The 21,028-nt window shown below is 57.7% G+C and carries 26 protein-coding genes and 1 tRNA gene; 25 read left to right on the top strand and 2 right to left on the bottom strand.

The window, feature by feature from the left end; translation table 11 throughout:
• The first annotated feature begins 29 nt into the window (after window positions 1-29).
• The 25 genes from QZ177_RS06215 (at window position 30) to QZ177_RS06095 (ending at window position 19,742) form a co-directional block, all read left to right on the top strand.
• Window positions 30-560 (top strand): competence type IV pilus major pilin ComGC, encoded by a 531-nt coding sequence (locus QZ177_RS06215; RefSeq protein WP_294176074.1) that lies wholly within the window; start codon window positions 30-32, stop codon window positions 558-560.
• Window positions 561-562: 2 nt separating this feature from the next.
• The gene (locus QZ177_RS06210) at window positions 563-1,132 is read left to right on the top strand and encodes an A24 family peptidase (RefSeq protein WP_294176073.1); all 570 of its coding nucleotides are present in this window, start codon (window positions 563-565) and stop codon (window positions 1,130-1,132) included.
• Window positions 1,132-1,614, top strand: coding sequence for a prepilin-type N-terminal cleavage/methylation domain-containing protein (locus tag QZ177_RS06205; protein WP_294176156.1), 483 nt, complete (start codon window positions 1,132-1,134; stop codon window positions 1,612-1,614). The genes QZ177_RS06210 and QZ177_RS06205 overlap by 1 nt, the downstream gene beginning before the upstream one ends.
• Entirely contained in the window at window positions 1,611-2,006 is a 396-nt protein-coding gene (locus QZ177_RS06200; RefSeq protein WP_294176069.1) for a TolQ protein, read from the top strand. The genes QZ177_RS06205 and QZ177_RS06200 overlap by 4 nt, the downstream gene beginning before the upstream one ends.
• A 10-nt stretch (window positions 2,007-2,016) precedes the next feature.
• Window positions 2,017-2,613: a hypothetical protein gene (locus QZ177_RS06195; protein WP_294176067.1), complete on the top strand. Its 597-nt coding sequence runs from the start codon at window positions 2,017-2,019 to the stop codon at window positions 2,611-2,613.
• Window positions 2,600-3,073, top strand: a complete 474-nt coding sequence (locus tag QZ177_RS06190; RefSeq protein WP_294176065.1) for a transcriptional regulator — start codon at window positions 2,600-2,602, stop codon at window positions 3,071-3,073. Before QZ177_RS06195 ends, QZ177_RS06190 begins: the two co-directional genes overlap by 14 nt.
• A 21-nt stretch (window positions 3,074-3,094) precedes the next feature.
• Window positions 3,095-4,276 carry a PilN domain-containing protein gene (locus QZ177_RS06185; protein WP_294176155.1) on the top strand — a complete coding sequence of 394 codons (1,182 nt, stop codon included), beginning with the start codon at window positions 3,095-3,097 and terminating at the stop codon, window positions 4,274-4,276.
• 25 nt (window positions 4,277-4,301) lie between these two features.
• Window positions 4,302-4,823 carry a type 4a pilus biogenesis protein PilO gene (gene pilO, locus QZ177_RS06180; RefSeq protein ID WP_294176063.1) on the top strand — a complete coding sequence of 174 codons (522 nt, stop codon included), beginning with the start codon at window positions 4,302-4,304 and terminating at the stop codon, window positions 4,821-4,823.
• Between the two features lie 277 nt (window positions 4,824-5,100).
• Window positions 5,101-6,255 (top strand): chorismate synthase, encoded by a 1,155-nt coding sequence (gene aroC / locus QZ177_RS06175; protein WP_294176061.1) that lies wholly within the window; start codon window positions 5,101-5,103, stop codon window positions 6,253-6,255.
• A 1-nt stretch (window position 6,256) separates the two neighbouring features.
• Entirely contained in the window at window positions 6,257-6,787 is a 531-nt protein-coding gene (locus QZ177_RS06170) for a shikimate kinase (RefSeq protein ID WP_265070253.1), read from the top strand.
• Between the two features lies 1 nt (window position 6,788).
• The gene (gene aroB, locus QZ177_RS06165) at window positions 6,789-7,877 is read left to right on the top strand and encodes a 3-dehydroquinate synthase (RefSeq protein WP_294176151.1); all 1,089 of its coding nucleotides are present in this window, start codon (window positions 6,789-6,791) and stop codon (window positions 7,875-7,877) included.
• Between the two features lie 410 nt (window positions 7,878-8,287).
• Window positions 8,288-8,488: a cold shock domain-containing protein gene (locus QZ177_RS06160; RefSeq protein WP_006190995.1), complete on the top strand. Its 201-nt coding sequence runs from the start codon at window positions 8,288-8,290 to the stop codon at window positions 8,486-8,488.
• Between the two features lie 292 nt (window positions 8,489-8,780).
• Window positions 8,781-9,326, top strand: a complete 546-nt coding sequence (gene raiA / locus QZ177_RS06155) for a ribosome-associated translation inhibitor RaiA (protein WP_006190997.1) — start codon at window positions 8,781-8,783, stop codon at window positions 9,324-9,326.
• Window positions 9,327-9,692: 366 nt separating this feature from the next.
• Window positions 9,693-10,742: an MraY family glycosyltransferase gene (locus tag QZ177_RS06150; protein ID WP_009647185.1), complete on the top strand. Its 1,050-nt coding sequence runs from the start codon at window positions 9,693-9,695 to the stop codon at window positions 10,740-10,742.
• 67 nt (window positions 10,743-10,809) lie between these two features.
• Window positions 10,810-11,967 (top strand): UDP-N-acetylglucosamine 2-epimerase (non-hydrolyzing), encoded by a 1,158-nt coding sequence (wecB, locus tag QZ177_RS06145; protein WP_294176056.1) that lies wholly within the window; start codon window positions 10,810-10,812, stop codon window positions 11,965-11,967.
• On the top strand, window positions 11,967-12,203 hold the full coding sequence (locus tag QZ177_RS06140; protein WP_294176055.1) for an AtpZ/AtpI family protein: 237 nt from the start codon (window positions 11,967-11,969) through the stop codon (window positions 12,201-12,203). Before wecB ends, QZ177_RS06140 begins: the two co-directional genes overlap by 1 nt.
• Before the next feature lie 654 nt (window positions 12,204-12,857).
• Window positions 12,858-13,235: an ATP synthase subunit I gene (locus tag QZ177_RS06135; protein ID WP_294176054.1), complete on the top strand. Its 378-nt coding sequence runs from the start codon at window positions 12,858-12,860 to the stop codon at window positions 13,233-13,235.
• Between the two features lie 84 nt (window positions 13,236-13,319).
• Window positions 13,320-14,078 carry a F0F1 ATP synthase subunit A gene (atpB, locus tag QZ177_RS06130; protein WP_009647180.1) on the top strand — a complete coding sequence of 253 codons (759 nt, stop codon included), beginning with the start codon at window positions 13,320-13,322 and terminating at the stop codon, window positions 14,076-14,078.
• A 58-nt stretch (window positions 14,079-14,136) separates the two neighbouring features.
• Entirely contained in the window at window positions 14,137-14,391 is a 255-nt protein-coding gene (atpE, locus tag QZ177_RS06125) for a F0F1 ATP synthase subunit C (protein ID WP_009647169.1), read from the top strand.
• A gap of 45 nt (window positions 14,392-14,436) precedes the next feature.
• Complete coding sequence (atpF, locus tag QZ177_RS06120) at window positions 14,437-14,940, top strand: F0F1 ATP synthase subunit B (RefSeq protein ID WP_006191016.1); 504 nt, start codon at window positions 14,437-14,439, stop codon at window positions 14,938-14,940.
• On the top strand, window positions 14,934-15,476 hold the full coding sequence (atpH, locus tag QZ177_RS06115) for an ATP synthase F1 subunit delta (RefSeq protein ID WP_294176050.1): 543 nt from the start codon (window positions 14,934-14,936) through the stop codon (window positions 15,474-15,476). Before atpF ends, atpH begins: the two co-directional genes overlap by 7 nt.
• A gap of 22 nt (window positions 15,477-15,498) precedes the next feature.
• A complete protein-coding gene (gene atpA / locus QZ177_RS06110; RefSeq protein WP_009647174.1) occupies window positions 15,499-17,019 on the top strand; it encodes a F0F1 ATP synthase subunit alpha in 1,521 nt (506 codons plus the stop codon).
• A 17-nt stretch (window positions 17,020-17,036) separates the two neighbouring features.
• A complete protein-coding gene (gene atpG / locus QZ177_RS06105) occupies window positions 17,037-17,888 on the top strand; it encodes an ATP synthase F1 subunit gamma (protein ID WP_294176048.1) in 852 nt (283 codons plus the stop codon).
• 12 nt (window positions 17,889-17,900) lie between these two features.
• Entirely contained in the window at window positions 17,901-19,313 is a 1,413-nt protein-coding gene (gene atpD, locus QZ177_RS06100; RefSeq protein ID WP_009647171.1) for a F0F1 ATP synthase subunit beta, read from the top strand.
• A 3-nt stretch (window positions 19,314-19,316) separates the two neighbouring features.
• Window positions 19,317-19,742 (top strand): F0F1 ATP synthase subunit epsilon, encoded by a 426-nt coding sequence (locus tag QZ177_RS06095; RefSeq protein ID WP_265070246.1) that lies wholly within the window; start codon window positions 19,317-19,319, stop codon window positions 19,740-19,742.
• Between the two features lie 77 nt (window positions 19,743-19,819).
• Here QZ177_RS06095 and QZ177_RS06090 read toward each other — a convergent pair.
• Both QZ177_RS06090 and QZ177_RS06085 read right to left on the bottom strand, forming a co-directional pair.
• Window positions 19,820-19,908, bottom strand: a tRNA-Ser gene (locus QZ177_RS06090).
• A 40-nt stretch (window positions 19,909-19,948) separates the two neighbouring features.
• Window positions 19,949-20,863 carry a nuclease gene (locus QZ177_RS06085; protein WP_294176149.1) on the bottom strand — a complete coding sequence of 305 codons (915 nt, stop codon included), beginning with the start codon at window positions 20,861-20,863 and terminating at the stop codon, window positions 19,949-19,951.
• Window positions 20,864-21,028 lie beyond the last annotated feature (165 nt).

Below are 21,028 nucleotides of genomic sequence, written 5' to 3'. Positions count from 1 at the left end.
TGAAGATTTTGAGATGGGAGGGATGTCGTATGTACGGATGTATGCTGCTCAAAAAGAAAATACGGCAGAAGGAGAGTGGGCGGCAAGGGGCGATGGCCGGCGCATTCGAGGCGCGGGACGAGAGCCGATGCAGGAGCGGACGAAAGAGGAGCCGCCCCTTAGGTGAGGAGGGCTTCACGCTCCTTGAAATGCTCCTCGTCATCTGCATCATCGGCGTGCTCGCCGCAGTCGCCGTGCCGAAGTTCTCGCAGTCGATGACGCTCGCGAATACGTCGAAGATTCAGGCCGACCTCAGCACGCTCAACACGGCGGTGGGGCTTTATCGTGCGGAAAAGGGCGTCAATCCGAAGACTTTGGATCAGCTGAAGGAGTATGTTGTCAATCTCGACGCACTGAAGCCGCCATCGGGAAAATATTTTCTGCGCGATGAAACGGAGGCACAGCAGGCGGGTGCGAGTTACGCGCTGAAGGAAGTGGATGGAGAACTGCAGGCGACGCTTGACGAGCACCCCCTTCAGGCGTTCGGCAGGGCGGAAAAGAAAGAAGCGTCGGGAACTTGACGATGCACGGTTTTCAGCGCGTGAAGCCGCTGTCGTTTTGCGGTGAGGCGGCATTCGTCGGTGGGACGCTCTGTGCGGCGTTGTTTCTCTGGCGCATGGACGGTTTCGGCATGGTGTTCTTCCAGCGCTGGTTTTTCTTCGCATTTCTCTGGCGCATCTCCCTGCTCGACTGGCGGCACGGCCTCGTTTTTGACCGCCTCGTTTTGCCGTTCGGCATCATCGGCATTGCGTTCTCGCTGTTTTCAGGCGCTCTGCCGCCGGAAAACTTCGTGTTCGCCGCTTTTCTCGCTGGCGGCTTCCTTTACCTCCTGCGCCTTGTTTCTCGCGGTGGCATGGGCGGCGGCGATGTGAAGCTCGGCTTCGCGCTGGGACTTTGGCTCGGCTTGGAGGGCGTCGCGCTCGCGCTCTTCCTCGCCTTTTTCAGCGGCGGACTCGCAGCCTTCTGCCTGCTGCTCTTCGGGCGTGAAAAGCGCGGGCGACGCATCGCCTTCGCGCCGTTTCTTGCCTTGGGCGCGGTTCTTTCCCTGCTTTTTGCCGACGATCTTCTTGCCTTTTATGGAGGGCTTCTGTGATGAAGGAGGAAGGCTTCACCCTGTTGGAATTGCTCGTCGTCTGCCTCATCCTCGCGCTCGTTGCGGCGCTTTCCGTGCCTGTCGTACGCGTGACGGAGCGCATGCGCTTGGAGCGCGAGGCGGCGCTTCTGGCAAGCGATTTTCGCTATCTGCAGGAGATTTCGCGCACGGAGCGCACGGCGGACGGCAAGGGCGAATGGAGGCTGCGCCCGAAACTCGTCGTGGAGGCGCATCGCTATTACTTCCTTCTGCCGTGGGCGGCGGGAGAGGTTCTGACGCATTCCTTTCCCGAAGACGTCTACGCCGTGCCGAGCGGTTCGGGTGCGCAACCTGCGGCGACGTATTCGTTTGACTCATCGGGCGATCCGAGCGGGACGAGCGCCTTGGGGCACACGATCGAGCTGCAGTCGCCGCACTATTCGCTCGACGTCATCATCGATGAGGCGGGGCGCGTGCGCACGGAAAGCAGGCGATTGCCATGAAGCGGCTGGACGAGGGCGGCTTCCTCGCCGCAGAGGTCGCCGTGCTCGCCTTCCTGCTGCTTTTTGCCGTGGCGTCTCTCGCGGCTTTGGAGCGCTCTGCCGCCCTCTTGGCTCACAGCGAGGCGGAAACGAGTGCGATGTTCTTGGCAGAAGGCGAGCTGGCAAGGATGGAGCATCAGGCGAGGGCGCAGGGAAGCGGCGCGTCGTTGGGCGAGCGGCAGCCGCATGAAGCCGAGGCGAATGGCAGGAATTTCACTTTGACGCCGAAACTTTCTGCTCCGGGGGCGAGTCCTTCCGTTTGTCAGGCGAGCGTGCGCGTGACATGGCTCGAAAAAGGGGAAGTGCAGGAACTTTCCCTTGAAAGGACGGTGCATCTCGGTGGCGGACGATAGGGGGCGAACCGTGAGGGAGAAATCGTGCGGGACGTGTCGGGAAAGCCGCGCTTCTGCCTTGAAGGATGAGGGCGGCTACGTGCTGCTGGAGTTTTTGACGAGCTTTCCCGTTTACATCGTGCTGCTCGTCAGCCTTTTCGCGGTATGGCTGTTCTTTCTCAAGAGCTATGTCGTGCTCCTGGGCGACTGGGAACTGCAGCAGGAGATGCGCCTGACGCTTGAGCGCATCGCGCAGGATGCGTCGATGGCGACGCACATCGAGTGCAGCGTGCCGTATGAACTCCACGTCGAGCGGTATGTCAACGGGAAGAAATCGACGACGGACTATGTGCTGCGCGAGGGCAGGAAGGGGCAGCCGCCGTACATCAGCAAGAAGGTATCGGGCGAAGACCATGGCTACTACGCGCCGCAGCCCATGACGGGCGGCAGCAACGTCTTCGGCAATCTGGCCGTCGTCGATTTTCAATGTGTGCCGGACAAAGGGCTTCTGCACCTGAGTCTCACGGGGGAGAATCGGCGCACGAAGAAGCGCGTGACGTTTTCGACCGACATTTGCCTGCCGCCGAAAGAGAAGGAAGAGAAGGAGGCGCAAGGTGGCAAGACTTGATGAATGCGGCATGGCATCCGCCTTCGCCCTCGCCGCCGTCCTGCTGCTGCTCGCGGGCACGGTGGCTCTGCTCGTGCTCTCCGGGCACAACCGTCTCGCCGCGCGGGAGGCCGTGCAGACGACGCGCCTTCTGGAAGCCGCGCGGAGCGGTGTGCGGCTGGGCGCGGTGCGCCTCGAAGCTGAGGCGGATTTGCGTCGTCCGTTGGAAACTGGGGCAGCAGAGGTTGAAGCGGCATCTGGATATTTTGAAAAAAATGACGCGTTCTATCGCGTGACGGCCAAGCGTTTGCCGACAGAAGATACGCCAGACGGCGCGGCATATTTGCTGACGGCGGCAAGCTGGCCGAGGGCGGGGAGCGAGCGGCAGGCGACAGTGGAGATTTCTGGCAAGCGTGCGTATGCGGCGGCGCTCTACCGCCTTGAGGGGACGCGGCTCTCATTCGTGCGCTGGGAGAGGTGAGGAGGCGATGCTTTGCGAAACGTGCTGAGAAAGATGCGTACGCTGCTGCGCGAGCCGCAGCGCGGGGCAGTGGGCGTCTCTTTGACGGATGGCGGAATCTGTCTTGCCTGTCTTGCAGGACATGAAAGCAACGCATTGACGGAAGAATTTCAACGCAGGGAAGAGACGCTGCATCTTCCCTTGCCGCCGACAGAGGCGAAGGAGTCGCTTTGGCAGGCGGCGGCGGGCGTCATCCAGGTCGCCCTTGCCAAGCGCGGCTGGGAGAAGAGCCGCATCGCCGTCTGTTTGGCGGAAGACGAGGTCTTTTCCTACAGCAGGGAGTTTCCTCCTTTGTCCGAGCGGGAGATGCGCGAGGCCGCGCGCTGGGACTTGCTCGCGAGTTTGCCGGATGCTCATGAGGAGGCGGCGTACTCGCTGGATTTTCGGCGCGTGGGCGAGAGGGAGGTCGTTCTGGCGGCCTTGCCGCGCGAAAAGGCGCGGGAAATTCATCGCGCTTTCTCGTATGCGGGACTCTGCCTTGCGTCCCTGTGCTTCTTGCCGACAGGAGCAGGGCGGCAAGTGCCGGGTACTTTTGCCGCAGATGGAATGAATTTGGCGGCGGACGATTTGCCGCAGGAAGAGGATGGGGCTGCTTTTCTGGCGGCGCAGGAACTTCTTTCGCGAGAGAAAAATCACTTGGAACTGCTGCCCGAGTCGATGCGTCCGGCGGATTGGGCGTTCGGCAGGCTGGCCGCCCTGCTTGCGGGCATTTTCTTCTTCTGCATGGCGTCGATTTATGGCTGGAACGCTTGGCGCATCCATGAGCTGCAGGGAGAGGTGCAGAAGAATGCGCACGAGATGGCGCTCCTTTCCGCTGAGAGGGCACGCATGGAGCAAGAGGCGCAGGAGGATGGACGTGCTGCGCAAAAGGAGCGTCAGCTCATTTCCTTGTCGAAAGGCGCTTTGCCGTGCCGCAGCCTCTTGGTGCACTTCGGCACGCGCACGGTCGAAGGCGCTTGGATTCGCGGACTGCGCGTCGTCGACGGTCACGCGGTCGAGCTTGAGGGCGCGGCGACGAGCTACGACGCTCTGGCGGATTTTGTGCGCGTGTTGGAGGAAGACAAGGGCTTCTTCCGGGCGGCTCCCGTGCTGAAGAAGTCGGAGCGCAAGCAGGAAGCGGCGGGAGGCTCGCTCATTTATTTTTCGCTGGAATTGAAGATATAGGGAATTTTCAAGAAAGGATGAAGAAATGCGGTCGAAGATGCTTCTCTCGGCAATCTTTGCGCTGGCACTGCTTCTCTGCGCGGCATTCTTCCAACTGTGCTTTTTGCCGCAGCGTGCGGAAATCGCGAGGCTGGAGGAGGAAGCGGCGAAAGAGAAGGAAGCGCTCATCGCCGTGCAGAACTTCATGAACGCGCACGGCGACGGGGCGGAACGCGCAAAAGCGCGTGCCGCACGCAGCTCTGCGTTGGAAAAGCGCCTGCCCGCTCGCATGGGACAGGGCGATTTCCTCGCGCTTTTGGAGCGCGAAGCGCAGCATGAGAAGCTGACACTCGCCGCCGTCGCACCCGGGCAGATCGAAGAGGAAGGCGACGTTTCGCGCCTGCCGCTCGATGTGGAGCTCGACGGCGATTATTTTCATCTGCTCGCCTTCCTGAAGGATTTGGAAAAGAGCGAGCGCTTCGTCCGCATGGAGAGCACGGAGATCAAGAGCGAGGACGGCAGGCTTCATGTGAAGATGCGGCTTTCGATTTTTGCCGAGAAGGAATGAACGTCCCCTCAGCAGATATTTTAGGGGTTGCACAGGGGACGCTTCCTATTGTGCGCCTCCCTTAACGAAAGTTATCCAATCAGTCTACGCCCTTTGGGCTTGACTTCTTGGACTTTCATAGTAAGCTACACGCACAAACGTCCACTTCGTGGACATTGTGCGCCGCCCTTAACGAAAGTTATCCAATCAGTCTGCGCCCTTCGGGCTTGACTTCTTGGACTTTCATAGTAGACTAAATAAAGTTGGAAGGTTGTATTTTTGAAAGTGGGAAATCATATTGAGCACATTGCGTTTTTTAACGGCGGGCGAATCGCACGGCCCGTCTTTGACAGCCATCTTGGAGGGCATTCCGGCGGGGCTTTCGCTGAAATTGGAAAACATCAACCGTGACCTGGCGCGTCGCCAGCAGGGCTACGGGCGCGGCGGACGCATGAAGATCGAAACGGATACGGTGCGAATTCTCTCGGGCGTGCGCTTTGGCGAGACGCTCGGCTCTCCTATTACGCTCTCGGTCGAGAACCGCGATTGGCAGAACTGGCAGGAGCGCATGGCGGCGTTCGGCGAGGCGCACGGCGAGAAGGTGACGGCGGCGCGTCCCGGCCACGCCGACCTCACGGGCGTTCGGAAGTACGCGCGTGAGGACATCCGCGACATCTTGGAGCGGGCGAGCGCGAGAGAGACGGCGATGCGCGTCGCTGTCGGCGCCGTGGTGAAGGAGCTGCTTTTCGCACTCGGCGTCACGGTCGAGTCCGCCGTGCTCGACATCGGCGGCGTCGCCGCCGATGCAGCCAAGCGCGAGACGGGCGCGGCGCATAAGGCGGCGTCGGAACTCAACTGCTTTGATGCTGAGGCTGAAGAGCGCATGAAGGAGAAGATTCGCGCGGCGAAAGAGGCGGGCGATACGCTCGGCGGCATCTTCGAGGTGCGCATTGCGGGCGCGCCGCTCGGACTCGGCAGCCACATCCAGTGGGACAGGCGTCTCGACGCGCGGTTTGCCGCCGCCATGATGTCGATCCAGGCCATCAAGGGCGTCGAGATCGGCGCAGGCTTCGGCTATGCAGCACTCCCCGGCAGCGAGGCGCACGACGAGATGTTCTTGGGCGAGAACGACTCCGTCGTGCGCAGGACGAACCGCGCGGGCGGCCTTGAGGGCGGCATGACGAACGGCGAAGATATCGTCATTCGCGCCGTCATGAAGCCGATTCCGACGCTGATGAAGCCGCTTCATTCCGTTGACATCGAAAAAAAAGCGCCCGTGCTTGCCTCGAAGGAGCGCAGCGACGTCTGCGCCGTGCCCGCCGCCTCTGTCGTCGGCGAGGCGATGGCGGCCTTTGTGCTCGCCGAAGCCTTCATCGAGAAGTTTGACAGCGACAATATGCGCGACATGAAAGCGGATGTCGAAGCGTACAAGAAGCGCACGGAGGAGGCGTGAGATGAAGAACGTCGTATTGATCGGCTTCATGGGCACGGGCAAGACGAGCACGGGACGTGCGCTTGCACAGCGTCTCGGCCGTGCCTTCGTCGATCTCGACCGCATGATCGAGGAAGAGGCTGGGCGCTCGATTCCCGAGATCTTCGCCTCTGAGGGTGAGGCGGCTTTCCGCGCTTTGGAAAGGGAGGCGGTCAGGCGCACAGCCAAGCGCCGCGCTCTTGTGATTTCGACGGGCGGCGGCACGGTCAAGGACGCGGCGAATGTGGCGCTGCTTAAGGAGAATGGCGCGATCATCTGCCTGACGGCCTCTGTCGATGCCGTGCTCGCACGCACGGCTCATGTGGGCGATCGTCCCGTGCTCGATGCGAAGGATGCAGGAGATCGCCGGCAGGCGGTGGCAGACCTCATGGCGGAGCGCAGGGAGCTTTATGACGTCGCGGATTACAGCGTTGACACGAGCGATCTTTCGCCGCTGCAGGTCGTCGACGACATCGCCGGCTATTTGAAGAGGGAAGGTGTTTTTCGTGCGTGAGATGCACAAGGTGCGCGTGGAACTTGGCGCTGCGAGTTACGACATCTTTATCGGCGAGAATCTTCTGCCGGAAATCTCCGATTTCGTAAAGGCGCAGAATTTCTCACACAAGGTGCTCGTCATCTCCGATGAAAATGTCGGGAAGATTTATGGCGAGAGGACATTGGCAGCTTTGCGCGAGGCAGGATTGGAGCCTGCGCTCCATCTCGTGCCCGCAGGCGAAGCCTCGAAGTCGCTTGTCGTTGCCGACGACATCTTCACGCACGCCATCGAGCTGGGACTTGACCGCCGCTCGCCCGTATTCGCCTTGGGCGGCGGCGTCGTCGGCGACCTTGCGGGCTTCATCGCTGCGGCGTACATGCGCGGCGTGCCCTTCGTGCAGCTGCCGACGAGCCTTCTAGCGCAGGTCGATTCAAGCGTCGGCGGCAAGGTCGCCGTCAACCATCGACTCGGCAAGAATCTCATCGGCGCTTTCTACCAGCCCGCCGCTGTTTTCGCCGATCTCGCGACATTCGCCACTTTGCCCGAACGCGAGATCCGCACGGGACTCGGCGAGATCATTAAGTATGGCATCATCTTTGACGCGGATTTCTTCGCCGCTCTCGAAGATCATGCGGCAGACGCACTGCGCCTTTCGCATGATGCAGCGCTCTTCATGGTCGAGCGTTCGTGCGAAATCAAGGCGGAGGTTGTCGCCAAGGACGAGAAGGAAGGCGGCCTGCGCCGCATTTTGAACTACGGGCACACCATCGCTCATGCCATCGAGAAGGAAACGGGCTATGCGCGCTACAATCACGGCGAGGCCGTCGCCATCGGTTCTTTGGGCGCGGCATACATCAGCGAGGCGCTCGGCATGATTGACTCGGCTGACGTCCTGCGCGTGCGCCGTCTGACAGAGCGGTTGGGACTGCCCCTATTCGCCGAAGGCTGCACGGTCGAAGGTCTCTATGCGGCGATCTTCCACGACAAGAAGACGGTCGATGGCAAGGTCAACTGGGTGCTCATGGAAGGCATCGGCAAGGTCTGCGTGCGAGACGATGTGCCAGAGAGCATCGTGCGCGCGGCGATGGCGCGTTGCTTGAGATTTTAGGGAGCGCTGATAAATTCAGCCGCCCATCTTCACACATCTGCGCTGTCCTCTCGTCGTCGACAAATCCTCGACGTAGCACCGCTACGCCTGCGGTTTGTCTCCTTGCTGAGCCGTCCAAGAGCCAAGTCCGAAGGACGCAGGCGATTGGGCAACGGCTCGTATGCGAAAACGTCCCAAGAATGCAAGCGCGAAGCGCGTCGCATGATTGGCTGACGTTGACCGCTATAGATACAGCGCATCTGTGCAAATCTGGACGACCTCATTTTATCAGCGCTCCCTTAGAAAAAATATGGCGTCCTCGTAATCATTTCCTCCTATTTGATTGACAGATTAGATGGTAGGGTCTATAATGAAATTGCGTGAGTATCAGGCGCGGTTCTGCAACACACCAAGAAACAGGAGGAATTACTATGGTTGGTAAGGTCAAATGGTTCAGCGCAGAAAAGGGCTATGGTTTCATCGAGAGGGAAGACGGCGATGATGTTTTTGTCCATTTCTCTGCAATCCAGGGCGATGGGTTCAAGACGTTGGCTGAGGGTCAGGGCGTAGAATTCGAGATCGTCGAAGGCGCACGCGGCCCGCAGGCTTCCAATGTCGTGAAGACGGCGTAAGCTGCGCGAAAGCATGTCGTGCTCCCTCAGAGAACGTTGATTGAACCACGCGTTTTCTGAAGTTTGGCAAAGACCGGCTCCGTTTGGAGTCGGTTCTTTTGTTTTCAAACGAGGGGAACGAGTCGCTGAAAGAGAAATCGAAGGCCGGCACATGGATCGGGGAGTCAGCCAGTGAAAACGCATTGGATGACCCTCGTGAAAATTTTCAGAAACATTCTTTTCCAAAAGAAGGGTTTTGCGAGCGGAGGGAGAATATATACAGCAGAAGATACAGGAAAGGGGACATGTCACTATGGCCACATTCACGGTACGAGGGAAAAACATTGAGATCACCCCGTCGCTCAAGGATTATGTCGAGAAGCGTGTCGGCAAAATCACGAAGTATTTCGACGAGGTGGGCGAAATCTCGGTGCTCCTCACGGTTTCCAAAGGACGCCATATTGTCGAAGTCACTGTGCCCATCCCGGGTGGTGTTCTGCTCCGGGGCGAGGAGGCCACGATGGATATGTACACCTCCATCGACCTCGTCGTCGAGAAGCTTGAGCGTCAGATCCGCAAGCAGAAGACGCGCCTTGCCAAGCGTTTCCGCGGCGGCGGTTTCAAAGAAGAGGCCGTGCAGCAGATGGGTGCGATTCCCGTACAGGAGGAGGAAGGCGAGTTCCCGCTCGTGAAGACGAAGCGCTTCGTCGTGAAGCCCATGGATGTGCAGGAGGCAATCATGCAGATGAACCTCTTGAACCACAATTTCTTCGTGTTCCGCAACGCTGAGTCGGAGGAGATCAACGTCGTTTATCGTCGCACGGATGGTAAGTACGCCTTGATCGAACCGGGAAATTAAGTTTTGTATTCTGTGCTTGACTGCCCGCCGGTGCTTCTGCCGGCGGGTTTTTCAATCAGTCTGCGCCCTACGGGCTTGACTTCTTGGGCTTTCATGATAAACTTGATGGACATATGTTCAGCCGTCGCGCAAAGAGGCGCGGTTTATTTTTTGTGCCCGTTTCCAGCGATGGCGGCATCAAAGCATCTCGCTGTACATATGTCCACCCGCCTTATATGAAAGCAGCCAATCAGTCTGCGCCCTACGGGCTTGACTTCTTGGGCTTTCATGATACAATGGTTCATGAAAAAGTGGAGTGGCTGTTGAAAAGAAACGGTGACGCTTTTGGATGCGTCCTGCGGGTATATAAAAGGGGTGCTGTTTTCCATGCCGAATCACGTTTTGGCGTTCCTCGTCGCCATGGTTGTCGCGGTTGCCGTGACGCCGGCGGTCATTTTTTTTGCGAAAAAAACGGGGGCGCTCGATGCGCCGGACGCGCGCAAGGTTCATAAGAAGCCGGTACCGCGCATTGGCGGAGTCGGCATCTACATCGCCTTTATGGCCGCGATGCTCAGCTTTATGGTCTACGGGGAGCTTTCGGATGAGGTTTTGACTGAACTGGCAGGACTCATGACGGGCGGCTCTCTCATCGTGCTTCTGGGACTCATCGATGACTACAAGAATCTGCCCGCGAAGGTCAAGCTCCTTGGGCAGATCGTCTGTGCCTGCGTGCTCGTCGCTTTCGATGTGCGCATTGACTTCATCACCGATCCGTTCGGCGATTATCTTTACCTCGAGTATCTTGCCATACCCGCGACGATCTTTTGGATCGTCGGTCTGACGAATACCGTGAATCTCATCGACGGCCTCGACGGCTTGGCGGCGGGCGTCGCCACCATCGCGTCTGTGACCATCTGTCTCGTTGCCCTGCAGCAGGGCTATGCGCTCGTTGCCGTGCTGACGGCGGCGCTTGCGGGAGCTGCCATTGGCTTCCTTTTCTACAACTTCAATCCGGCGAAGATCTTTATGGGTGACACGGGCAGCATGTTCCTCGGTTTCATGCTCGCGGGCATCTCCGTCATCGGCGCTGTCAAGAGCGCGGCGACGATCGCTCTCATCGTGCCGATTCTCGCGCTCGGGCTCCCCATCATGGACACGACATTTGCCATCGTGCGCCGCTATCGCGGCGGCGTGCCGATCTTCAAGCCGGACAAGGGACATCTGCATCATCGCCTGCTCGACCTCGGCTTTACGCAGCGTCAGGCGGTGCTCTTAATGTACATTATAAGCGCCCTCTTGGGTCTCAGCGCCGTCGCTTTGACGGAGGTTTCGGGCGGCATCGCGCTCCTCATCTTCGCCGGCGTCGTCGTCTCCGTGCTCTTCGGCGCGAAGAAGCTCGGCATCTTCCGCATGAACGATTCCGCCCAGACGCATTGATGCGGGGCGGAGTTTTTGCCATACTTTCCACGCGTTCGTTCCAGTGAGGGAAAAGGAGAACAAACCTATGAAGAAGATCAAGGTCATGACGGTTTTCGGCACGCGCCCCGAGGCGATCAAGATGGCGCCGATCGTGCTCGAACTCAAGAAACATGAGGCAGAGATAACGCCGCTCGTCGCCGTGACGGCGCAGCATCGCGAGATGCTCGACCAGGTGCTTTCGCTCTTTTCCATCACGCCCGACTACGATCTCGACATCATGGCGCAGGGACAGACGCTCTTCGACATCACGTCGAAGGCTCTCCTTGGACTCGATGGCGTTCTCACGAAGGAGAAGCCCGACATCGTACTCGTGCATGGCGACACGACGACGACGTTTGCAGGAGCGTTGGCTTCTTACTATCATCAGACGGCAGTCGGACATGTGGAGGCAGGGCTTCGTACACAGGACAAGTATTCGCCGTTTCCCGAGGAGATGAACCGCAAGCTCACGGGAGCGATCGCCGACCTCCATTTTGCGCCGACGATGACGGCAAAGGCGAATCTTCTGCGCGAGGGCGTGAATGAAAACCGCATCTTCGTCACGGGCAATACGGTCATCGACGCCCTGCAGCAGACGGTGCGTGAGGATTTTTCCTTCGACGATGCGCTGCTCGACGGCCTCGGCGGCGGAGGGCGTCGCGTCGTGCTCGTGACGACGCATCGGCGTGAGAATCTCGGCGAGCCGATGCGCCACGTCTATAAGGCGCTCAAGGAGCTTGTCGAGGAATTTTCCGACATTGAAGCGGTATTCCCTATGCACAAGAATCCTAAGGTGCGCGAAGTCGCACGGGAAGAGCTCGGCGGCCTCGATCGCGTCCACCTCATCGATCCATTGGACTACGAGCCGTTCGCAAACCTTATGGCGCGGTCGCACCTCATTCTTACGGATTCAGGGGGGGTGCAGGAGGAGGCGCCGGCGCTCGGCAAGCCAGTGCTCGTGCTGCGCAATACGACGGAGCGGCCCGAAGCCGTGGAAGCGGGGACGGTGCGTCTCGTCGGTACGGATAAGGAGCACGTCTATCGAGAAGCGAAAGAACTTCTGACTGACGACGTTGCTTACCAGCGCATGAGCGGCGCCTGCAATCCTTACGGAGACGGTGAGGCCGCGCACCGTATCATTCAGGCGATTCTCTACCATGCGGGGCTTTCCCATGAAAAGCCCGACATCTTCTCTGCTTGCTGATGGAACGGCAAACATCGCCGAAGGAAAAAGGTGCGCTCCGTCAAGCGCTCGATGCCTACCTCTTTTTGAGTGGCATCGGTATCTTCTTCTGCGCCGTTCTCGGCGTTTGCATGTACGTGGGGAGCCTGGTGGATGAGGCCTTCTCTTTGGGACACAAGGGAATCTTTGCGGGAATCCTCGTGGGGTTTCCGCTCGCCCTCTTTTCCGTCTATCGGCGCGTGCGCCGTATGCGCTGACGATGTCGCGGGCAGTTTTCGCGCGGTGCATGAAGGAATACAGAAATAAGAAAATTTTTCAAGAAAACTTAAAAGATGCTTAAGTGTATCTCTCTTTTCTGCGATACATAGGTATAACGTCGTGCTTTCGTATAGCGGAAAATGCTTGCCATTTCGTCGCTGCAAAGAGAGAAGCCAAGGCGAGTCTCTGCCGCGAATATTGACAAGATGAATTTATGAACTTTTCTATAATTTATATTGATTATTTATTTATAAAAAGATAGATATTGTTTATATAATTGTTGTCTATTTTTAGTTATTTTATCATTCTTTAATTTTATGGCGATTTCCGCTTGTTTTCGGCAGGGGAATGGCTTCTTTTGTCGAAACAGTAAAATAGCTGCAAAGGTTTCTTCAGGAATCACTGATAAATTCAGCCGCCCATCTTAACACATCTGTGCTGTCCTCTCATCGTCGACAAATCCTCGACGTAGCACCGCTACGCCTGCGGTTTGTCTCCTCGATAGATACAGCACATCTGTGCAAATCTGGGCGACCTCATTTTATCCGCGCTTCCTTAAAAAAGTGATGCGGCGGTTTGGGAATGCTGAGATGTTCAGCGATTTCTTACAATGATATTCGCACCACGGCGCTTTTTTGCCGAAGGAGGAATATGTGAGGGAAGTCTTATCGGTATATGCGAAGCGGCTCGCTGCATGGCTTCTTGGCTTTGCACTCATGGCGCTCGTTTCGTTCGCCGCCGGCGGACGCGCGGGTCTCATTGGCGCATGGCTCATCGGCTATTTGGCGGCGGCAGTCTGTCTGTGGAATCTCGTATGGCGCACATGGCGGAGCACGACGCTGACCGCCGAACGCGCCAAGCGCGAGATGCGGCAGGGATTCGTTCTGCGGCTCGTCACGATTTTTATCGTGTTCTGGGCTGCTGTGCAGATCTCGACCGAGGTGTTCTTCACTGTGGTTTCGGGCTTTGCCCTATGCTACGTCGTGACGATGCTCCACATCATGCTGCTCGCGCTCGAAAAAGACCGATAAGGGAAAGGCGGACTGAATCCGCGCTTTCCGGGGAGATGCTTTTCGGCCCTCTCCGAGATTTATCCGAAAGGGAGGTAGTTAAACATGCATGAAATCGGTGTTCGCGAAGTTATTCAGTTCGCCGGCATGACCTTCAATGAGGAAACCTTGATCATGACATGGATCACCATGGCGGTCGTCCTTCTCATCGCGATTCTCGCGACGCGCAATTTGCAGCTCATTCCCTCGGGCTGGCAGAATGTGCTGGAGATGGTCGTCGTGTGGCTGCATGAGCAGATGGATGCGACGCTCGGACCGAAAGGTCGCTGGCTCGCGCCAATGATCATCACCTTGTTCATGTTTCTCTTGGTTTCCAACTGGATCGGCCTCGTGCCGAAGATGGCGTCGCCGACGAATGACTTGAACACCACGTTGGGGCTTGCGCTCTTTGTCGTCGCCTTGGTGCATGGCCTGGGCCTCTATATGGGAGGCATGAAGTACATCAAGCACTTCTTTCAGCCAACGCCCGTCTTCGTCATCCTTAATATCATTGAGGAATTAGCGAAGCCCATTACTCTGGCCTTTCGTCTATTCGGCAACATCCTTGCAGGCGAGATACTCATCATCATCCTGCTGAAGCTCTTGCCGATTTGGATGCCTGTGCCGTCCGTCCTCTGGCTTGCTTTCAGTATCTTCATCGGTATGGTGCAGGCCGTCATTTTTACAATGCTTTCGATAGCGTACCTGTCAAATTCTTTCCATGCAAGTGAGGGAGAAGATCATGGACACGGCGTCAACGCCATGAGCGAGGGCGGTGCTCTGCTTGATGCGGCGGAAGCCATCCGCGCAGGCGGGGAGCATTGAAAGTGACGGGGATGGTTCCTTTCTGTTTTTGTATTGTACTTTAAGGAGGAAATTTTTCATGGAAAACGCGATTATGGTAGCAGCCGCTTTGATTGGCGCAGGTATTACGATGGGTCTTGCCGCGATCGGCGCCGGCATCGGCGACGGTCTTGTCACGGCTCGTTTCATCGAAGGCATCACGCGTCAGCCAGAGGCGAAGAATACCCTCTTCACGAACACGCTGATTTCCGTCGGTCTGATCGAGGCTATGGCGATCATCGCGACGGTTGTTGCCCTGATCATGCTCTATGCGAACCCGCTTCTGACGAAATAAGGAGAGCATAAATTCTCTCTATCACAGAAAAGGGGGTACAGCAAATTGATCGATATAAATTGGACCCTTGCGGCTCAGATCCTGAACTTCCTGATTCTTGTCGTGCTGCTTCGCGCCTTTGCCTATAAGCCGATCGTCAACATGCTCCAGGAGCGTCAGAAGAAGATCGAAATGAGCCTCGCCAAAGCGGACGAGGACGTGGAAAAGGCCGAAGCCCTCAAGAAGGAATACGAGGATCAGCTCGCGAGCGCCCGCGTCAAGGCGCAAAGCATCATCGACTCCGCTTCGCGTCAGGCGGCGGAAGAGCGCGATGAGAGCGTCGTGAAGACGAAGCGCGATATTGAGCAGATGAAGAAGTCTGCGGCGGAGGAGATCGAGCGCGAGCGCCGCGCGGCAGCGGAGACGCTTCGCGCCGAGGTCGTTGCCCTTTCGATGGCGGCGGCGAGCAAGGTCATCGCGAAGAACCTCGACGAGAAGGCGAACGAGAGCCTCATCGCCGAGTTCGCCGATCGACTCGGCAACGAAAAGCTTGGTGATCTCTCATGCTGAATCTGCAACTGGCGAAAAAGTATTCGCGCGCCATTTTCGAGATTGCCGCGGATGAGAAGAAACTCAAAGAGTACGGCGAAGAACTCACGGGCGTGACGCGCGCCGTATTCGATGAGCCGATGCTCCGAGGCTTCGCAACGAATCCGCAGGTGCCGCCTGAAGCAAAGAAATCGCTGTTCAAGAAGATTTTCTCGGGCGAACTCTCCTCGGATATTGAGAACTTCATCATGCTCTTGATCGACAAGCATCGCATGGACCTTCTGGAGGTCATAGATGCCCAGTATCAAGATTTTTCCAACGAGGCGCAGGGCATCGTCGTCGCGGACATCACGACAGCGCATCCGTTGACGGGAGAGCTGGAAAAGCTTCTTGCCGAAAAGCTCGAAAAGGCGACGGGGCGCAGCGTGAAGCTCAGGAAGCACATCGACGCCGCCATCATCGGCGGTGCGATCGCCCAGATCGGCGACAAGCGCATCGACGGCAGCGTACAGGGCAGACTTGCAGCACTGCGCGCCGAGATACTGGCGAACAAGTGAGAAATTGGGGTGACAGCATAAGATGAAAATGAATCCGGAAGAAATAACGGCCATCATCAAAGACCAGATCAAGAACTACAACGTCGATCTGAACGTCGATGATGTCGGCACTGTTATCGAGATCGGTGACGGCATCGCCCATATCCACGGCCTCACGAAAGCCATGGCAGGCGAGCTGCTCGATTTCGGCAATGATGTATACGGTCTTGCCCTGAACCTCGATCAGGACGACGTCGGCGCCGTTATCTTGGGTGGCGACACGGAAATCAAAGAAGGTGCGACGGTCAAGCGCACGAAGAAGATCATGCAGGTGCCGGTTGGCGAGAACATGGTCGGTCGCGTCGTCGACGCTCTTGGGCGTCCGATCGACGGCAAGGGCCCCATTCAGGCGGCAGAGCATCGCGCCGTCGAGTTCCCCGCGCCGGGCATCGCGGACAGAAAGTCCGTCCATGAGCCGCTGCAGACAGGTCTCAAGGCGATCGACGGCCTCGTGCCGATCGGCCGTGGCCAGCGCGAGCTCATCATCGGCGACCGCGGCACGGGCAAGACGGCGATCGCCGTCGATACGATCCTCAACCAGAAGGGGCAGAACTGCATCTGCGTCTATGTCGCCATCGGCCAGAAAGCGTCGACGGTTGCACGCGTCGTCAAGACGCTCGAAGACGCCGGCGCGATGGAATATTCCATCGTCGTCGCTGCGACGGCAGCGGACAGCGCTCCCTTGCAGTACCTTGCGCCGTACGCGGGCGTCGCCATGGCGGAGTACTTCATGTACAAGGGCGGTCATGCCCTTTGCGTTTACGACGATCTGACGAAGCATGCCGCCGCTTACCGCGCGATGTCGCTTCTCCTGCGCCGTCCGCCGGGGCGTGAAGCCTATCCGGGCGACGTGTTCTACCTGCACTCGCGCCTTCTAGAGCGCGCGGCGAAGCTCTCCGATGAGCTTGGCGCAGGCTCCATCACGGCTCTGCCTGTCATTGAGACGCTGGCGGGCGATCTCTCGGCGTACATCCCGACAAATGTCATCTCCATTACCGACGGTCAGATCATGCTCGAAACCGACGCGTTCTACTCGGGCATCCGCCCGGCGATCAACGTCGGCCTCTCCGTCTCGCGCGTCGGCGGCTCGGCGCAGATCAAGGCGATGAAGCAGGTCGCGGGCACCTTGCGCCTCGACCTTGCACAGTACCGTGAGCTCGCTGCTTTCGCGCAGTTCGGCTCCGACCTCGACAAGGCGACGAAGGAGCAGCTCGATCGCGGCGCACGCATGGTCGAGACTTTGAAGCAGCCGCAGTACACGCCGCTCGCCGTCGAGGATCAGGTGCTCGTGCTCTTCACAGCCGTGCGCGGCTTCCTCGCGGACATCCCCGTCGAGAAAGTCGTCAAGTTCCAGGAGGACTTCATCAAGTTCATGCACGCAAGCCATGCCGATGTCGGCAAGAAAGTCGCTGAGCAGAAGAAGCTCGACGATGCTTTGGAAGCCGAGATCAAGAAGTGCATCGAGGAGTTCAAGGAGACGATTTCTTACAGGGTCAAAGAATAATAGCGAGGTGATTCATTTTGGCTAGCTTGCAGGATATACGCCGAAGGATCAAGAGCGTAAAAAGCATCCAGCAGATCACGAACGCTATGAATATGATCGCGACCTCAAGGCTGCGCCGTGCCAAGGATGCGGCGACGAACAACCGCCCCTACGCAGAGAAGATGGCCCAGGTGGTCAAGGACATCGCGGCGAATGCCGGCGATTTCAGCCATCCGCTGTTGGAGACGCATCCGGACGGCAAGACGCTCTATCTCGTCTGCGCCGCTGACAAAGGGCTTGCGGGTGCTTATTCGAGCAACGTATTCAAGCTCGTCGCGAGTCTCGTTGAAGACAAGTCGAAGACGACGCTTGTGACCGTGGGCCGCAAGGCGCGCGATCATTTCAAGCACAGAGGCTTCGATGTCGCGGAATCCTACATCGGCATCAGCGAGCGTCCGACTTACGAAGAAGCGCGCACGATCGCCCAAGATCTTACGAATCGCTTCACCGAAGGCGGCATCAAGGAGATCCACATGGTCTACACGCGCTTCATCTCGTCGATCAGCTGTGTGCCGGAAACGATGCAGCTCCTGCCCTTCGCAGGGCTCGGCGAGGCGAAGGAAGGCCCTCATGCGGAGTACATCTACGAGCCGTCGGCAGAGGAAGTCCTGGGCTTCCTGTTGCCGCAGTACCTCGTGACGACGGTGTACGCGGCGCTCTTGCAGTCCGCCGCGAGCGAACTCAGCTCCCGCATGAACGCGATGAGCAACGCGACGGACAACGCCGAGGAACTCATCCGTAAGCTCGACCTGCACTACAACAAAGTGCGTCAGGCTGGCATAACCCGCGAGATCACCGAGATCGTGGGCGGTGCGGAAGCCTTGAAGTAAGGAGGTTTAGCATTGGCTAAAGGTAAAGTGGTACAGGTCATCGGACCTGTCGTAGATATCGAATTTCCAGCGGGAGAGCTGCCGGCCATCCTCAATGCCATTACGATCCAGGGTAAGGTGGAAGACCTCGACATCGACCTCGTCGTCGAAGTCATGCAGCATCTCGGCGACAGCGTCACACGCTGCATCGCCATGAGCTCGACGGACGGTCTCATGCGCGGCATGGAAGCCGAAGACACGGGCGCGCCGATCAAGGTGCCCGTCGGCGATGCGTGCCTCGGGCGCGTCTTCAACGTGCTCGGCCGCACGGTCGACCACAATCCCGCTCCCGTCGGCAACAAGGAGTCGTGGCCGATCCATCGTCCGGCGCCGAAATTCGATGAGCAGGAGACGTCGACGCAGATCCTTGAGACGGGTATCAAAGTCGTCGACCTCATCGCCCCGTACTCGCGCGGCGGGAAGATCGGTCTCTTCGGCGGCGCGGGCGTCGGCAAGACGGTTCTCATCATGGAGCTTATCCATAACATCGCGACCGAGCACGGCGGCTACTCCGTATTCGCCGGCGTCGGCGAGCGTACGCGTGAAGGCAATGACCTCTGGTCAGAAATGACGGAGTCGGGCGTCATCGACAAGACGGCACTCGTCTACGGTCAGATGAACGAGCCGCCGGGAGCGCGTATGCGCGTCGCTTTGACGGGGCTTACCATGGCGGAATACTTCCGCGATGTGCAGGGGCAGGACGTGCTGCTCTTCATCGACAACATTTTCCGTTTCATTCAGGCGGGTTCCGAGGTTTCGGCTCTTCTCGGCCGCATGCCTTCCGCCGTCGGCTATCAGCCAACATTGACGACAGACGTCGGCGCTCTGCAGGAGCGCATCACCTCGACGAAGAAAGGCTCGATCACGTCCGTGCAAGCGGTCTATGTGCCTGCCGACGACTTGACGGACCCGGCGCCTGCAGCGACGTTCACGCATCTCGATGCGACGACCGTTCTTTCGCGCCAGATCGCCGAGCTCGGCATCTATCCCGCCGTCGATCCTTTGGATTCCACATCGCGCATCCTCGACCCGAACGTCATCGGCGAGGATCACTACGAAGTCGCGCGCGGCGTGCAGGCGGTGCTTCAGAAGTACAAGGAACTGCAGGACATTATCGCGATCCTCGGCATGGAAGAGCTTTCCGACGAGGACAAGCTCACCGTTGCGCGTGCGCGTAAGATCCAGCGCTTCCTGTCGCAGCCGTTTGCCGTCGCCGAAGTCTTCACGGGCTCGCCCGGCAAGTATGTGCCGCTGAAGGAAACGATCCGCGGCTTCAAGGAAATCCTCGAAGGCAAGTACGACGATCTGCCCGAGAACGCGTTCTACATGGTCGGCAACATCGACGAGGTCATCGAAAAAGCGGACAAGATCAAAAAGGAGGGATGATTCGTGGCTTCCATCAAGCTCGAAATTGTCTCCCCCGACCGAGTTGTCTACAGCGACGACATCGCCATGCTCATCGTGCGCTCGACGGGCGGCGAACTCGGCATCCTGCCGCATCACGCGCCGCTTGTCACGGGACTGCTGCCCCATGCCATGCATGTGAAGTTCCCCGACCGCGAAGAACTCATCGCTGTCTCCGGGGGCTTCATGGAAGTGCAGCCCGAAAAGATCACGGTGCTCGCCTCGGCCGCCGAAGAGCCGATCGATATCGATATCAACCGCGCCCAGCGCGCTTACCGGCGCGCCAAGGAACGCATCGAGGCGTTCCGCAGCGCCTCGGCATCGAAGGAGATCGACCTCCAGCGTGCCGAAGCAGCTCTGCGCCGCGCCATCGCGCGTCTCGATGCGACAAAGACATCCTACGACAAGTAAAATCATAAAAAGAAGACGGGGCATGAATCCGAAGATTCATGCCCCGTCTTTTTATCTATGCGTCGTTTATTTCATCATGGCGGAGAGGGTGGGATTCGAACCCACGGTGCATCGCTGCATCACCGGTTTTCAAGACCGGCTCCATAAACCGCTCGGACACCTCTCCGTGACTTGCTGTACCATTTTAGCAAAAGGGGCGCAGGCTGTCAATGTATCGAATGTTCTTTTTGCAAGGATTTGATCTTGTCCAGTGATAGGTTTGTAATTCGGGCAATCATATCGAGGGGAAGATTTTCTTTGAGCATAGAAAGTGCTGTCTCCAAGCGATTTTTTTCTATGCCGCGCTCCATACCGCGCTCCATACCGCGCTCCATACCGCGTTCCATGCCCCGCTCATAGATGCCTGTACTCAGGTTGCACATCGTCTTCAACTCCTCTTCTATATCTGTAGTCGTATCAAGATCGAATTCATTTTTTAGTAGGTTCTTCTTTTCTGATGGAGACGTCTTTGTATCCTTGAATAGGATTTTTAGAAAACGGATGAGCCAATCCTCGTTTAGCTGCTGCTCGTCTCCAAGATGGATCGTGATGATGCTTATCAAGTCATAGTCGACGCGATTTTCCTTATGGCAGTGAAGAATGTGATGTTCATTCAGTTCGTAGCGATTGATGGCGCTTTTGCCGTTGGGGGAATCCATGCAGAGCCAGATGCTGTAAACTTTCTTGATATCATCGTAGGAAGACCCAGTAAATTCGGTTTCCTTTTGTGAGGAAATCAAGCGACTGGCATAGTAAATGGCACGACGTAAAAGTGCGTAGCCGAGTTTCGACCTACGCTGTGTTCTCTGCGCCTCGACGTTGACGATCAATGTGATCAATTCTCCTGATTTTGGGACGCGTGCGCGAAATAAGATGTCGAAGCGAATCCAACCTTCGGTGATGGCGACGTTTTCCGTGGCATCGCCAAAGATTTCTTTAGGAGTTTTTCTCACCGTATTCGTCTTATCTCGGTCGATAGGAATCTCACTGATTTGCGGCGTGCCTTCGATGTATTTTTCGGCGATGTCGGAAATGGAGACTTTTTCAAATTCTGGTACGGTTCGTTTGAGAAGGCGCGCCATGATGGCTCTTTGTGAAAGCAGACGTTTGGCATGTTGGTCGTAGATTGGATTTTGGTAAGGAAGCGTATGATCTTTTCCTGAAATCTGTTCCTCTTTTTGCACGAACTCACCTTCTTTCTGTCATTATAGCATTAAAAATCTCTTCTAGCCAGTATACTTGCGTCC

Origin of the sequence: uncultured Selenomonas sp. (assembly GCA_905372355.1) — a bacterium.
Taxonomy (GTDB): Bacteria; Bacillota; Negativicutes; order Selenomonadales; family Selenomonadaceae; genus Selenomonas.
This window is presented reverse-complemented; position numbering and strand designations above follow the sequence as displayed.